This window comes from Phycisphaerae bacterium, assembly GCA_041652575.1.
Classification (GTDB): domain Bacteria; phylum Planctomycetota; class Phycisphaerae; order Sedimentisphaerales; family UBA12454; genus UBA12454.
In genome coordinates, this window is the sequence record JBAZHC010000004.1 from 135,543 (window position 1) to 150,373 (window position 14,831).

The following is a 14,831-nucleotide window of genomic DNA, read 5'->3' on the forward strand; positions in this document are numbered from 1 at the left end:
ATCTTATACAAATTCAATATGAGTTTTAAAGTTTTTGTCATCTGCCTGTGGAAAATCGCTGCGGAAATGAACGCCCCTGCTCTCAGTTCGGGCCTCTGCCGCCTTTGCCATCATCAGGCAAACTGTAAGCATATTCTGGCATTCCCAGCCCTGCGGCAAATCGAAAACCTTATCCAGCACATACCGCTGCCAGAACGAGATAATTTCCTGTGCCTCGGCAAGGGGCTTTGCAAGACGGGTTATGCCGACGTTTCGCCACATAAGCGAACGAAGCGAATTAAGCACATCGGCGGTATCGAGCCTGCTCCTGTCGGATTGTGGTATATCGTAACGAAACTTTTTCAGACTCACACCGTCCCGGCTGGATTGCTCTGCCGCCTGACTGCCGGCAATTCTGCCAAAGACCAGCCCTTCAAGCAGCGAATTACTGCCGAGCCTGTTTGCGCCGTGCAGACCCGTCGAGGCAACTTCGCCGCAGGCAAAAAGATTGGCGATATTCGTTCGTGCCATACTATCCGTCTTTACGCCGCCAATCATATAATGGGCACTCGGACGAACAGGTATCAGGTCTTTGCTTATATCGATATCGAAACTTGTCACAAGTTCGCTGATTAGCGGAAAACGCTTCGCGAAATAATTCTTGTCGAAATGGCGAATATCCAGAAAAACATGTGTCGCACCTGTTTTGAGCATTTGAGACAGAATCGCCCTGCTGACAATATCGCGTGACGCAAGTTCGGCGTCGCGATGATACTCCGCCATAAAGGCATAATTATTGATATCCCGCAGAATCGCTCCTTCGCCGCGGAGAGTCTCTGTTATAAGCGCCCTCGACGCACCGGCTATATAAAGCGTAGTCGGATGAAACTGCATAAATTCCATATCGCATAAAACCGCGCCTGCCCGCGCAGCTACAGCAAGGCCGTCGGCGGTAGCGACTTCCGGATTGGTTGTCTCGCGATACAGCCTGCCTGCGCCGCCCGTGGCAAGGATAGTCGTCTTTGCCCAGATGATTTCCATCATTCCTTTGGAGTTATGACCAATTACGCCCAGACAGTCGCCGTCATCGCTTGTAATAAGGTCTACTGTATAGTAGTTTTCGATAATGGTTATGTTATCAAACTGTCTGACCTTATTTATAAGCGCCTGTGCAATCGCTTTGCCGGTATTGTCGCCGAGGGCATGAGCGATACGAGCGTGACTATGCCCGCCTTCGAGCGTAATGGAGATTGAACCATCCTGTTTCTTGTCGAATTCAGCGCCCCATTTGAGCAGTTCTCTCACAAGGCCGGGACCATCATTTACGACCCGTTCTACTGTATCGTTATCACATATACCGCAACCGGTATTTAATGTATCTTTAATATGCGAAGCGAAACTGTCGCCGGCATCAAGTACCGACGCGATGCCGCCCTGAGCGTTCCACGTATTGCTGTCTTCGAGCGTCTTTTTGCAGACCAGCACAACTTCACAACCATTTGCCGCCGCTTCAATCGCCGCGCGAAGCCCCGCCACACCGGCGCCTATTATTAAACAATCCGTAAAAAGCTGCTGGGTCGCAGCGGTATTTATCGGCACAAGGTAACGTCTCAAGTCAGGTTTTTTCAATGTCGCAGCCTTATCATTCATATATTTAAATCTTCAATAATTTTTGACCAGTCAACTTTATTTAGACTGTCCATAACAATATTACCGATAATGCCTTTTTCGATGTTCGTTTGATTATCGTAAGGCACAACAGCAAGGATTTGTGTTTTGCCGACTTTAGCGATACAAGCCGGTGCACTTTGCTCGGCAAAATCCGCCTTTGCCATATCATAACCGCTTATTACCACTCCGGCAAGCGGCAAACCGGAACTTCTTACGGCATCTATCGTTAAAAGCGTATGATTTATCGTGCCCAGTCCCGGCCTTGCGACAATAACTATGGGCAGATTAAATGCCTTTGCCATCGCCAGTACGTCAATTTTATCGGTTACAGGCACCCGGATTCCGCCGATACCTTCTACAATAATGTAGTCGGCTTTCGAGCAAATTTGACTATAAGCGACAGCCATTTTTACAAAATCTACTTTTCTGTTCTCCGCCTTTTCGCAGGAAAACGGGGCCGCCGGTTTGGCGAATTTAACCGGATTGATTATATCAAGACTCAATTCTGTGTCTGTACAACGCTTTAAAAACTCGGCATCTTCGCTTACAAGACCTGCTTCGGTTTTCCTGCATCCTGTTGCGACAGGTTTAAATACACCGGCTTTTTTGCCATCCTGCGAAAGTATCTTCGCAATCGCCCCGGAAATCAGTGTCTTGCCCACGCCCGTATCGGTACCGGTAATGAACAACCCCCGGCCTTTGTTTAGCCCCCACCCCTGCGGTGGGGGTTCGTTTATTTGTTTAGTGGGGGTTCGTTTTTTATTTGTTGTGTCGTTCGACATATTTTATTCTTTGCCTAAATTCCTGCTCTGAAAAACAAAATTGCTTGTCAAAACCGCGTGTCCAAATCCTTTCTTTACGGCTCAAGGCCATTCTCGAAATATTTTTGTATCTGCTGACAATTTGTTCAATTGTTTCTTTACAGGGTCTTGCTGTAATATGAACGTGATTTGAACGCACGGCAATTGCTTCTATATTATGGCCTATTTTCTGTGCTTCCGCAAGAATAGCTTTCAAGATAATGCTGCGGTCGGAAAAAGTCAGGACAACAGAGTCCTGTTTTCGCAAATTTTCATTTGCCTGTTCGAGGTTCTCATTTCCGCTAAAAGTTTTGCCGTCCTTTACAAAACCTCGCCTGTCACCCTGAAGCCAGGTTCCATAAGTCGTCCATGTAACCATATAACCGACCATAAAATCTTCCAATGGTTAGCCCCGACCCCTGCCATCGGAGTTTATTCCTTTGTTTAGCCCCCACCCCTGCGGTGGGGGCTAAACATTTTTAATAATTATCGGCAAATCATTTTTGATTGTATCGTAAACGATATCCAATAATTTTTGCAATGTATCCAAATCAATCGCCACCGGCGGCATAAGAACAATTACATCAGACAGCGGCCGCATCATCGCGCCTTTCGGCCGCATTGCGGAACAAACCTTTGCGCCAATCAATTTTTCATAATCAAAAGATTCTTTTGTTTTTTTATCTTTTACAATCTCAATTCCCGCCATCAAACCATATTGGCGGACATCGCCGATAAAAGGCAATCTCGCCATTTTTTCAAGATAATCGGCAATCAAAGCAATTTTGGCCGGTAAAGACTCAATGATTTTGTTTTCCTCGAAAAGTTCAAGCGAGGCAATCGCCGCCGCGCAGGCCAGTGCATTGCCGGTGTATGTATGACCATGATAAAAAGTCTTAAATTCGTCAGCGTTTCCCAAAAATGCATCAAAAACTTCCTGCGTCGTAAGTGTAGCCGCCAAAGGGAGATAGCCGCCGATAATACCCTTTGCAAGACACATAATATCCGGCTCGACACCCTCATTTTCACAGGCGAACATCTTTCCCGTCCTGCCGAAACCTGTCGCGACCTCATCGGCTATCAGAAAAACATTATATTTTTTCGTAAGTTCCCTAACGCCTTGTAAAAAACCATTAGGATGAACAATTATTCCAGCGGCGCCCTGAACAAGCGGTTCGACTATCACCGCGGCGATATTTTCAGAATACTTTTTTAAAAGTTTTTCAATTTTATCGAGCGTAAATTGTCTGCACTCCTCGGCAGTCCCGTCAAAACGATACGGAAAAGGCGATGGCACAAAAAAAGTATCGAAAAGCATTGGTTTAAAAATCGAATGGAATAATTCTATCCCGCCGACGCTTACCGAACCGATTGTATCGCCGTGATAAGACTGACCCAATGCGATGAATTTATCGTGTTTTTGCCCTTTGTTTCGATAATACTGATATGCGATTTTTAACGCTATTTCAACGCTTGTCGCGCCGCTATCCGAATAGAAAACCTTTTGTAAATTTTTCGGAGCTATCGCGACAAGTTTTTCGGCAAGTTCGATTGACTTCGTCTGTGCAAGACCTAAAAGCGTGCTATGTGCGATTTTGTCGAGTTGTTCTCTTATCGCATCATCGATTTTTTTTACTCTATGACCGTGGACATTGCACCAAAGACTGCTTACCCCGTCGATATAGCGTTTGCCTTCGGTATCGATTAAATAGAACCCGTCGCCCGATTCGATAACCGCCGGCTCACTGGCCAGCCATTGTTTCATCTGCGTAAACGGATGCCAGAGATAATTCTTATCAAGCCGTATTAGTCGTTCCGTTTTTTTATTCATTTTTGTGTTGTATTTTTCAATTGTTTATCATTTACATCGTTTGGCTCACCGGCTTTGATGCGATGCATCTTATCCGCCTGGTTGACTTTCCCGAAAATCTCGTACTTTTCATCGATACCATATTTCAGCATAAAATCCTGAAGCTCTTTCGTTGACGCTGTCAGTACAACACTGCCGTTTTCAGGACTTTCGTATTTTATGCTGTTCGGTTCGGACTTAAGCAGCTTATTAAGACCATCAGGATTCATAACGCGCAGTTCCAGTGAATCTTTTGTCAAATTTACTCTCATAAAAGTATGAGCGGGAACAAAATGTATCTTGTAAAAATCATTTTCTGTCAGTTTCAGTTCACCGGGAAATATATCGAGGAACATATTATTTTGTAATTTTCCGAGGCCAGTATTAAATCTGCCGGATTTGCCGTCTTTATCAATATAGATACATTCATAGCCCTTGCCGCTCGGCTTAAACTCCCAGATTTCATTGGAATCTGCCGACCAGATACCGACAAGGTTAGCATCGAAAATCCGTTCATTTTCAGTAAATAGCGGATGCAGCGACGGCACACAGCCGCCTAATACGACCGCCAGCAGATAAAATGTTATAATTTGCAATTTAGTTTTCATGGCTAATCTCCAAAAATTGATTTGCAAAACAGACCTTACAAGGCCAATATTATAGTTATGCAGCAGGAAAATGAAAAGGACAAACTCGCCGCCGAAAGGCAATTAATGGTTCGGAACCATTTGAAAAAACGGGACATTACCGACCCGGCCGTACTCAATGCCATGGCCGATGTGCCGAGGGAAAAATTCATACCTGCCGAGCATCTCAAGCAGGCTTATGATGACGGACCGTTGTCAATCGGCCATGACCAGACAATAAGCCAGCCGTATATTGTCGCTTTGATGACACAGGAATTGAAGGTCGATAAAAACTGCGATGTTCTCGAAATCGGCACAGGCAGCGGCTACCAGACGGCGATAATCGCAAAACTTGCCAAAGATGTCTTCACAATCGAAAGAATAGAACCTCTTTCCATAAAAGCCCGGCGAATTTTGACGGATTTGAATATTACAAATGTAAAATTTCATATCGGCGACGGAACATGCGGCTGGCCTGAAGACAAAAAATTTGATAGAATCATAATTACCGCAGCCGCCGCCAAAATGCCGCGGCCGCTACTCGAACAATTAAAAACAGGCGGCCTCGCCGTTATGCCAATGGGCGCCGAATATGTACAGGAACTTATAGTAATGGAAAAGACAGACGACGGCTTGAAAATAAAATCCGTCTGCGGCTGCAGATTTGTAAGACTCATAGGAAAGTTTGGCTGCGCAGAATAAATATGACAGAAAAAACTTCGAATAATATCAGCCTTGATATGCCCGTACAGTTTTTAAAGGGCGTCGGCCCCGCAAGGGCCCAAACCTTTGCTAAACTGGAGGTCAAAACCGCTGCCGACCTGCTCGAATATTACCCGAGAGAATGGTACTTTGCCCCGCCTCCGGTCAAAATAGAGCAGCTTAAACCTGACCATATCGTTACCCTGGCCGGTTTCATCGAAAGCACCGACTGGCAGGCATGGCGGAAGCCGCCGTATTTCGAGGCCTACGTCAATGACGATACCGGCGTATGCAGGATTATCTGGTTCCACGGCAGATTTCTGCAGGACAAAATTACACCCGGCGCAAAAATTGTAGTCTGGGGCAAAACCACGCTTTACAAGCACCAGCTTCAGCTTACAAATCCGAAATTTATAATCGTCGAAGAAGACGAAATAATCGCCGATAGTTTCAGCGGCCCGGTTTATCCGGCAACGGCAAATCTTTCCAGCGGTCAGATGAAAAAAATAGTTCACGATTCGCTCGACAAGCTCGTTGAATCGGTGCCGGAATTTTTCGACGCCGGCTTTCTGAAAAAAGCGAATCTCATCGGCCGCCAAAAAGCCTTTAAACAAATACATAATCCCCTGGACGAAACGCAGATTGCCGAGGCCAAACGCAGATTAAAATACGATGAATTATTTTTAATGCAGACCGCTCTTGCGCTGCGACGCTATAAAGTCAGGAATTTCGAAAAAGCCGTTGCCCTGAAATGCACCGACCAAATCGACAGCAGGATAAGAAAAAGATTTCCCTTCCTGCTTACCGAAGACCAGGACAGGGTAATTGAAGAAATCACCGCCGATTTGGCAAAAACCGTCCCCATGAACCGTCTCCTGCAGGGCGATGTCGGCAGCGGAAAAACCGTTGTCGCTCTTTATGCCGCCCTGGCCGCTATCGCCAATAAACAGCAGGCCGCGATAATGGCACCTACGGAAATCCTTGCTGCGCAACACTTTACGAGTATTGAGCGATACCTGAAAAACAGCAGTGTAAAAAGAGTCCTTATTACCGGCGGCCTCACAGGTGAAAAAAGAAAAGAAATTATTGATAGTATAAAATCAGGCGATACCAATATTGTCGTCGGCACTGTCGCACTTTTGCAGGAAGATATTAAATTTGCCGACCTTGCCCTTGTAGTAATCGATGAGCAGCATAAATTCGGCGTCCATCAGCGGGCCGGCCTGCGAAAAGATACGACCCCCCACTGTCTTGTCATGACGGCAACTCCGATACCGAGAACGCTTGCGATGACGGTCTTCGGCGATTTGGATATATCGATAATAAAACACTCTCCGCCCGGCAGAGGCGAGGTAATCACAAGATACATCCAGCCGAAAGATTTGCCCAAGGCCTACGAATTTATTCGTGAAAGACTCAAGGCGAAAAAGCAGGTCTTCTTTGTCTATCCGAGAATCGTTGACAGCGAAAATGGCGATGTCAAAGCCGCCATTGCCGAATATGAAAACCTCAGCAAGAAAATCTTTCCGGAATTCAAGGTAGGTCTTCTGCACGGCCAGATGTCCGGCGCAGACAAACAGAAAATAATGGATGATTTCCGCAAGGGTAAAATCCACTGCCTCGTCTCAACGGTTCTGATAGAAGTCGGCATTGATGTCCCGAACGCGACAATAATGGTTATCGAGGAGGCCGACAGGTTTGGCCTTGCGCAACTGCATCAGCTTCGCGGCCGGATAGCGAGAAGCTCGTCGAAATCATACTGCCTGCTGGTTGCCCAGACCGAAAACGAAACAGCGAAAAGCAGGCTTGAAATAATGGAACGCAGCAATGACGGTTTTGAAATCGCCGAGCACGATTTGAAGCTTCGCGGGCCGGGTGAGCTTTTGAGCGCACGTCAGCACGGCCTGCCCGACCTGAAAATCGCGAATATAATCGACGATTCCGATCTGTTGGTTATGGCAAGAAAAGATGCTTTTGAGCTTGTCGAAAAGGACCCGATGCTCACATCGGCCGGACATAAGAATATTCGCACCGAACTTATCCGCAAATTCAGCGGAAGCCTGACGCTGGTCGATGTGGCCTGAAAAATATTTAACCTTCTTGCAAAATCCGGTATTAACCCTAAAATAACTGCTGAATTCAATTGATTATGGAGAAGTATAAATGGTAAATATTTGTGATTTCGGCGCCTTCGGAGATGGAACAACCAATAACACAGAAGCTTTCTCTAAGGCTATTGAGAAATGCTCGAAAGATAAGGGCGGAAAAATAATCGTTCCTTCTGGAAAATATCTGACAGGCCCGATTTATTTAAAAAGCGATATAGACCTGCACATCGAGCAGGATGCTCTGATATTATTCAGCGATAATTTCAACGATTACCCCCCTGTTAAATCGAGATGGGAAGGCGTTGAATGTTTCGGATACTCGCCCTGCGTCTACGGCGAAAATCTGGAAAATGTTTCCATTACAGGGCCTGGAATAATTGACGGCCGAGGCTCGACCTGGTGGAAGGAATTTAAAAAACGCAAACAGGGATCTAAGGAACCCTCTTCCACCCGTGACAAAGAATTCGTAAAACTTAACAGCGATATCGACCTTTCCGATTGCGGCGGAGGCGGCATCAATTCCTTCTTTTTCAGACCGCCGTTAATACAGTTTAATAATTGCTCGAATGTGCTGCTCGATGGCTTTACGGCCCGCAATTCTCCTTTTTGGAATACACACATTCTTTACTGCAAAAATGTTGTAATAAAAAACACAACATTTCAAAATCCCGATGACGGCTGCAATGGCGACGGCCTTGATATTGACTCCTGTAACGGCGTCCGGATTTTTGACTGTAATTTCGATGTAAACGATGACTGCCTTTGTTTTAAATCCGGCATTGGCAAAGACGGAATGCGAGTAAACAAACCCTGCGAAAACGTTGCCGTAAAGAACTGTAAAATGCTGCGCGGCCACGGCAGTGTCGTTATGGGTTCTGAAACTGCCGCCGGCATTAAAAATATAGAAATCTCGGATTGTGTTTTCAACGGCACTGACCGCGGCATCAGGCTCAAATCCCGCCGCGGAAGAGCCGGAACAGTGGAAAATATTACGCTTAACAACATCACTATGAATGGCGTGGGCTGCCCGATAGTTATGAATTTATATTATGAATGCGGCGCAAAGCCCGAAGAAATCCAGGCTCTTTCAGACCGCAATCCGAGACCTGTAACAAAAACCACACCTTGCCTTAGAAACGTAAAAATAATAAATGTTACCGCCAATAATGCTCAAACCGCGGCAGCCGTCTTTTTGGGCCTGCCCGAAAGTCCCATTGAAAATGTATTGTTTGAAAATGTAAAAATAACAATGGCCAAAGACTGTAAACCCGGCCGTCCTGCTATGGCCTTTGGAATGGAAGAAATGCAGGGTCAGGGACTCATTGCCGACTGCGTGAAAAGCTTTACCCAGCGAAATACCCACATACAATAAATGTAAATCATCGCGGCTGAAAAAACTCAGGCTACCTCACAACATTTAGGCGTGACCCGCTAACTCATAATATGTGGGTCATACGAGCCGACATATAAATATGATTTTATTGAGTCATCTATTGTTTTACCTAAATGTTAAGCTATTATGCAGCCTGTTTCAAGATATGCCTAATTGTCGATGAATATTTGTTCCGCAGGCCATTAATTTCTCAGCAATGGGAATTCGGTAATTCGCAAATGTGTGCAGCCATAGGGAACCAGCGTTAAGTTTTCGAGAGGTTCGTTGGAATCCACAGGGCTTTGCGGCAAAGGACCGGCTGCATTGGTTTCAATTATCCATTGAGGCAATCGTTTTCCTTTGACAGATGCTTCAAGGGGAGCGTATTTTGATGAAAATGGATAATTACCGGCTGGTCTTTCCCGGAAGGTCAATGACTTTGCAGTATCATTGGTATCTATCGCAACCGCGTAATTCCAGGCGGACGCGGGATATACTTCCCAGTCTGCGTGCGGAAGTTTGCCCTTGAGCAGTTTCCAGTTCTCGGCGATTTTCAAAACATAAACAATCGGGCCACGCTCAATCGAAACGCCGTTATGATATCTTCGCTGAGTTCTTACCGGCATCGGCAGTTGAAGCGTCAATTTCGTCGTTCCTTTCCATTGTCTCTGGATAGGATAAAAAATTCCCGGTTTGGGCGTGACGGGTTTTTCATTTTCTATCGTTAATCGAGGTTTCTGCGTCCATTGTGGTATTCGCAAATAAAGTGTGAACGTGACAGCATTTTTCGTTTTGACGGTAAATGAAAGCTTATCACTGAATGGATAATCAGTTTTTAATTCTACTTCAACCGGAATCCCATTTACTTCAGTTTTTACGATACTCGGCGCATAAGCCACTGCCGCCAGACCATTATCTCCTTTTTTCATCCACAGATGAGACGCAAATTTCGGCCAGGCCTGGTGCATATTCGATGTACAGCAGCCATAACACGGCTCCAGGCCGAAAGTGCCTGAATCAGGAAAGTTTACGGTGTAAATTGCAGGACTTTTTGCAGCGCAGATGACCTGATTGGCCTGCTGGTCGAATTGATGAGCCCACATATCAGGCTTGAAAGTTGCAGGCAGATTATTAAACGCTATTCGTTCGAGCCTGTCGCCAAATTGCGGATTGCCAAGCAAACTTAACAGAGTCTCCATTGAAAACATATATTCGGCTACAGTGCAAAGTTCGGTTCCCTGTGAAGGATTTAGTCCGGCATAATGTTCGTCGCAGGTAAAGATGCCCGTCGCTTGGCCGTGATATTTGTCCAGCGTAGCGATTGCGTTATAAACTTCATCGCGGTCTGTAGGATCGTGAGACTGTCGATACCAGAGAGGATAAGCCTTGAGCGACATCGCGTTGTTTACGCCATGAGTGGAATAATTTATGTCCGCAGGCAGCATTTTTTCTTTGTATTTAAAATCAGCGAAATGCTCTTTCCAGTCAAGGCCCTGCTTATGCACTTTCGCCGCCAGTTCAAGAAGCCATGGCTGCGGGTTTCTGTCATAGAGCCAATAAACCGAAAGGACTAAATCGCCCCATCTTGGCTTTGACCAGTCGAACAATGGTTTGCTGTCAAGCAGCGTATTGAGTTTTTGGCAGCATCGTATCATTGCCGGCACAACGCGAGGGTCTCCGCTCGCCTGGGCGTACTGTGACATAGCTTTTAAAATTATAAATTCAGGCCAGGGGTCGTAAGCCTGACGGTCTTTAGCCTGAATAGGACCAAGCCAGCCGTCAGGTTGCTGATGAATTATGATATAATCAATCCATCGGCGCACTTTTGTTTTCAGGACACTATCATCAAGAAGATATGCAAGCGGTACAACACCATCGAGCCAATAAGGGCCGCGTTCCCATCCTTCGGCGTTTCCGCCAATCCAGCCGCTTTGTGCGATATCAGGCCAGAATTCATCGAGATGGCCGCTAAGTCCATTTGCCTGAATACGAAGCTGATTTTTCAGCCAGCCGGAAGGCTTAATTTCACCAAGCGGCAATGGCTTAAAAAAAACAGGCAGCAAGACCGAATTATCGTCCGCTGCCTGTGCTAAAGTTCCTGATGCAATAACAAATAATGTAAAAGCAATTTTTTTTATAATCTGTTTCATTCAATTAAAATACTTATTCGCTAAGCCATTCGCCGCCGGCGTCGATATTTTCTTTCGTAAAGATGCGTGATTTAATTGTAATATCTTTTGGAACTGTCTTGCCGTTCAAAATTTCCATTGCAGCTTCTACTGCTTCTTTACCGCCCGTTGGGTACTCAAAACTCACAGACAGCAATCCCTGTTTAACGTAAGCCTGGCCTTCCTGCTGAAGCGCATCGATACCGACAAAAATTATGTCCTTCTCTCTGCCTGCCGCCTGAGCCGCAAGATACGCACCGTGAGCACCGGCGTCATTATGCGCGTAAACAAGGTCTATTTGCGGAAATCTCGCGAGAGCAGATTCCATTTCCTTGCGTGCATTAGGCTCAAGCCACTTCATATCGACATCGAATATTATCTCTATACCATTGCTGCCCTTTATGGCTTCACGAAAACCGGCGTGCCTCTCCTGTGCAGGCGGCGTAGTCATCAGGCCTCTTAATTCAACTACTTTGCCTTTTCCGCCGAGTTTTTCAACAATCCACTTACCTGCAGCTTTGCCTATTTTTGTATTATCAGCGCCGACGAAACAGGTATATTTGTCACCAACGACTTTTCTGTCCAGAATAATAACTGGAATGCCCTTATCAATGGCCGTAGCGACCACGGGCGTAAGCGGAGCAGCCTCTTTGGGCGAAATAATTATAAGATTAACGCCGGCACTTATAAACTCCTCCATCTGTGCCTGCTGCCTGAGAGTATCATTCTGAGCATCTTTGAATACAACCTCAATTTCCGGATGCTGCTCGGCAGCCATTTTGACATCGGCATTCTGCTGAACGCGATAAGGCTCGCCCAGATTGCACTGACTCATTCCAATAATCCATTTGGCTTTCGTTTCTGCCGCCCCAGGCTGGCCAGGAGCTGTGGTTTGCGGAGTTTTTTTCGCACAGCCCGCCAAAATCAAAACCGCTGAAAACATAATTAACAAAAAAAGTTTTTTCATTTCATTCCCTTTCAGTATGAAAATCTATTTCTTACTTTTTTGCAGCAAAACAGCCGCTATTATAATTGCACCCGTAAGCATTAATCTTTTATCTTCGCCTACAGCGTTAATACTTAGAATCTTTTCGAGATATCCGATTGTCAGAACTCCTATAAGGGTCAGCCAAATACTTCCCTTTCCGCCCTGCAGGCTCGTTCCGCCTATTACAACCATCGCGATAGCTGACAATTCATAAGCAACCCCTGCTTCAGGATCGCCCTGCAGTTCCTGAGCGGCCTGGCATATTCCCGCTACCGCGCAGAAAAGACCGCTCATTCCATAAGCAAGAATCTTAGTCATCGCGACAGGAACTCCCGATAGCCTTGCGGCTTCTTCATTGCCGCCAATCGCATAGATATACCTGCCATATCTGAGTTTAACCAGCAGCAGCCACGAAATAAGCAAACATACAAGAAAAATAATTGTAACAACAGTAATATTGTTGCCCATAATTTTTGAGCTAATAGAATTGAAAATTGCAGGCACATCGACATATTTATATGAGCCGTCGGCCTGTTGAACTGCGGTGGAAATCTTTTGGCCGCCTGAAACCCATTTTGCAACTCCCCGGGCGAACACCATCATCGCCAAAGTAGCGATAAAAGGTTGAATTTTAAATCTCGCGATAAACGCACCGGAGCATACACCGCAAAGTGTGCCAATACAAATGCAGCCGATTACTGCAACGAAAGGATTAATACCTTTATGAATTGTAAACAGCGAAAAGCAAACCGCTGTCAGGGCAAGAATACTTCCTACTGAAAGGTCGATGCCGCCTGAAATAATTACCATTGTCATGCCGCAGGCAAGAATGCCATAAACTGATACGGCTCGAAGCATATCGCGATGAGTCCCCCATTTGAAAAACGCACCGTCAGCATTAAAGAGAAGGCCGATAACAAAAATAATTAACAGAGCACCCATCGCCCTGGTAACCGGAGAAGTTAGCCATGAGTTCGACAAATTTGCCGTCTTTTTCACTGCTTTCCCTTTCTTCAATAAAACTATCAGCCCATCGCAGCCTGGAGAATCTTCTCCTGGCTTGCATCGGACGCAGTAAACTGGGCCGTTATTCTGCCGCGATGCATTACTATTATCCTGTCACTCATCGCCAGCAATTCAGGCATTTCAGAAGTAATTAAAACTATGGCAATGCCCTGCGCCGTCCATTTATTCATCAATTCATATATCTCGTGCTTTGCGCCGACATCCACGCCGCGGGTAGGCTCATCCAGAAAGAAAACCTTCGGCTCTGTCTCAATCCATTTGGCAATTGCCACTTTTTGCTGATTGCCGCCGGACAGGGAATCAACCTGCATTGAAAGACCGGCAGCCTTTAGATTGAGCGAGCGGCTATGTCTTTGAGCGGTTTCTAATTCTTTCGCCGGCCTAAGCCAGAGGCCGGGAGAAAATTTCTTCAACGCCGCCAGAGTCGTATTATGAACTATATTCATACCGAGCACAAGGCCGGTCGTTTTGCGGTCATTAGTCAGAAGCGACAATCCCTTTTCAATTGCTTTTGACGGCATTGTCGGAATATAAGGCTTGCCGTTCAGTTCGATATTTCCCTGTGCATTTTTCCCGTAAGTACCGAATAATCCGTTAAGCAGTTCGCTGTTGCCTGAACCCTGGAGTCCTGCGATACCGAGAATTTCGCCTGCGCTTACGGAAAATGAAACATTCGAAACTGCAGGGGCAGGCTTGCCTGCAGGGTCAGCTACCGTAAAATCCTTTACGTTTAATGCGATATCGCCTTTCCGGCCCTGATGCCTGGGAAACTGCTGATTAAGTTCACGACCAACCATCCACTGAATCAATTTTGCCTGGTTTAATTCAGAAGTGGCGGCAGTTCCAATATATTTGCCGTCTCTCAGTACCGTAATGCGGTCGGCTATCCTGTATATCTCCTCCATCTTGTGAGTGATATATACAATACCGCAGCCGTTTTGTTTCAGCTTGGCGATTATCGAAAACAGTTTCTCAACCTCGACATCCGTTAACGCGCTTGTCGGCTCATCCATTACAATTATCCTGCAGTCAAACGCAAGAGCCTTGCATATCTCTATCATCTGCTGAGTGCTGAGCGGGTAATCTTCCACTTTGCGCGATACATCAATGTTGAGTCCCATTTCTTCAAGAAGCCGGCGAACCTTATTAGCCATCGCTTTTTTTGCAAGCCATTGCCAGCAGCTTTTTTCACGGCCGAGAAAGATGTTTTCCGCAACCGTCATAGTCGGGACAAGAGAAAGTTCCTGATGGATTACGGTAATTCCTACAGCCGCCGCTTCGTGAATCGAGGAAAATTTGATTGGTTTCGAATCTACCTTAATAGTGCCGAAATAATCCGTGTAAACGCCGGCAAGGATTTTTATCAGCGTACTTTTACCTGCTCCGTTTTCGCCGGCAAGGATATGAACTTCGCCGCTGTTTAATTCAAACTGCGCATTGGCCAACACCTGTACGCCGGAAAAACTCTTGAAGATACCGGTCATAGAAAGCAACTGTTTACCATGTTGATTAGGAGAATTCATAAGTTAATTTTTTCCCGCT

General features: G+C 45.9%; 12 protein-coding genes. 3 read left to right on the forward strand and 9 right to left on the reverse strand.

Going from position 1 to position 14,831, the window contains the following annotated elements:
* Nucleotides 1-3 precede the first annotated feature (3 nt).
* The 5 genes from nadB to WC496_04540 form a co-directional block, all read right to left on the reverse strand.
* Nucleotides 4-1,629, reverse strand: coding sequence for an L-aspartate oxidase (gene nadB / locus WC496_04520; protein ID MFA5292282.1), 1,626 nt, complete (start codon nt 1,627-1,629; stop codon nt 4-6).
* On the reverse strand, nt 1,626-2,432 hold the full coding sequence (gene bioD / locus WC496_04525; protein ID MFA5292283.1) for a dethiobiotin synthase: 807 nt from the start codon (nt 2,430-2,432) through the stop codon (nt 1,626-1,628). The genes nadB and bioD overlap by 4 nt, the downstream gene beginning before the upstream one ends.
* Nucleotides 2,410-2,841, reverse strand: a complete 432-nt coding sequence (locus WC496_04530; GenBank protein ID MFA5292284.1) for a transposase — start codon at nt 2,839-2,841, stop codon at nt 2,410-2,412. The genes bioD and WC496_04530 overlap by 23 nt, the downstream gene beginning before the upstream one ends.
* A 78-nt stretch (nt 2,842-2,919) precedes the next feature.
* Nucleotides 2,920-4,281, reverse strand: coding sequence for an adenosylmethionine--8-amino-7-oxononanoate transaminase (gene bioA / locus WC496_04535; GenBank protein MFA5292285.1), 1,362 nt, complete (start codon nt 4,279-4,281; stop codon nt 2,920-2,922).
* On the reverse strand, nt 4,278-4,907 hold the full coding sequence (locus WC496_04540; protein ID MFA5292286.1) for a hypothetical protein: 630 nt from the start codon (nt 4,905-4,907) through the stop codon (nt 4,278-4,280). The genes bioA and WC496_04540 overlap by 4 nt, the downstream gene beginning before the upstream one ends.
* Before the next feature lie 57 nt (nt 4,908-4,964).
* Here WC496_04540 and WC496_04545 point away from each other — a divergent pair, with 57 nt between their 5' ends.
* The 3 genes from WC496_04545 (at nt 4,965) to WC496_04555 (ending at nt 9,107) form a co-directional block, all read left to right on the forward strand.
* Nucleotides 4,965-5,627, forward strand: a complete 663-nt coding sequence (locus WC496_04545; GenBank protein ID MFA5292287.1) for a protein-L-isoaspartate(D-aspartate) O-methyltransferase — start codon at nt 4,965-4,967, stop codon at nt 5,625-5,627.
* Complete coding sequence (gene recG / locus WC496_04550) at nt 5,588-7,711, forward strand: ATP-dependent DNA helicase RecG (GenBank protein MFA5292288.1); 2,124 nt, start codon at nt 5,588-5,590, stop codon at nt 7,709-7,711. Before WC496_04545 ends, recG begins: the two co-directional genes overlap by 40 nt.
* A gap of 79 nt (nt 7,712-7,790) precedes the next feature.
* The gene (locus WC496_04555) at nt 7,791-9,107 is read left to right on the forward strand and encodes a glycoside hydrolase family 28 protein (protein MFA5292289.1); all 1,317 of its coding nucleotides are present in this window, start codon (nt 7,791-7,793) and stop codon (nt 9,105-9,107) included.
* Between the two features lie 203 nt (nt 9,108-9,310).
* Here WC496_04555 and WC496_04560 read toward each other — a convergent pair whose 3' ends face one another.
* The 4 genes from WC496_04560 to WC496_04575 are packed head-to-tail and all read right to left on the reverse strand — an operon-like array spanning nt 9,311 to nt 14,812.
* Nucleotides 9,311-11,257, reverse strand: coding sequence for a beta-L-arabinofuranosidase domain-containing protein (locus WC496_04560; GenBank protein MFA5292290.1), 1,947 nt, complete (start codon nt 11,255-11,257; stop codon nt 9,311-9,313).
* 13 nt (nt 11,258-11,270) lie between these two features.
* The gene (locus WC496_04565) at nt 11,271-12,242 is read right to left on the reverse strand and encodes a substrate-binding domain-containing protein (GenBank protein MFA5292291.1); all 972 of its coding nucleotides are present in this window, start codon (nt 12,240-12,242) and stop codon (nt 11,271-11,273) included.
* Between the two features lie 24 nt (nt 12,243-12,266).
* Nucleotides 12,267-13,262 (reverse strand): ABC transporter permease, encoded by a 996-nt coding sequence (locus WC496_04570; GenBank protein ID MFA5292292.1) that lies wholly within the window; start codon nt 13,260-13,262, stop codon nt 12,267-12,269.
* A gap of 26 nt (nt 13,263-13,288) precedes the next feature.
* Nucleotides 13,289-14,812: a sugar ABC transporter ATP-binding protein gene (locus WC496_04575; protein ID MFA5292293.1), complete on the reverse strand. Its 1,524-nt coding sequence runs from the start codon at nt 14,810-14,812 to the stop codon at nt 13,289-13,291.
* Nucleotides 14,813-14,831: the final 19 nt, after the last annotated feature.

What these genes read in the sequence shown, in the direction of transcription:
- WC496_04565 (MFA5292291.1), bottom strand. Translation starts at nt 12,242, where the DNA reads ATGAAAAAACTTTTTTTGTTAATTATGTTTTCAGCGGTTTTGATTTTG.
- nadB (MFA5292282.1), bottom strand. Translation starts at nt 1,629, where the DNA reads ATGAATGATAAGGCTGCGACATTGAAAAAACCTGACTTGAGACGTTAC.
- WC496_04555 (MFA5292289.1), top strand. Translation starts at nt 7,791, where the DNA reads ATGGTAAATATTTGTGATTTCGGCGCCTTCGGAGATGGAACAACCAAT.
- WC496_04575 (MFA5292293.1), bottom strand. Translation starts at nt 14,812, where the DNA reads ATGAATTCTCCTAATCAACATGGTAAACAGTTGCTTTCTATGACCGGT.
- WC496_04530 (MFA5292284.1), bottom strand. Translation starts at nt 2,841, where the DNA reads ATGGTCGGTTATATGGTTACATGGACGACTTATGGAACCTGGCTTCAG.
- WC496_04540 (MFA5292286.1), bottom strand. Translation starts at nt 4,907, where the DNA reads ATGAAAACTAAATTGCAAATTATAACATTTTATCTGCTGGCGGTCGTA.
- bioD (MFA5292283.1), bottom strand. Translation starts at nt 2,432, where the DNA reads ATGTCGAACGACACAACAAATAAAAAACGAACCCCCACTAAACAAATA.
- WC496_04560 (MFA5292290.1), bottom strand. Translation starts at nt 11,257, where the DNA reads ATGAAACAGATTATAAAAAAAATTGCTTTTACATTATTTGTTATTGCA.
- WC496_04545 (MFA5292287.1), top strand. Translation starts at nt 4,965, where the DNA reads ATGCAGCAGGAAAATGAAAAGGACAAACTCGCCGCCGAAAGGCAATTA.
- bioA (MFA5292285.1), bottom strand. Translation starts at nt 4,281, where the DNA reads ATGAATAAAAAAACGGAACGACTAATACGGCTTGATAAGAATTATCTC.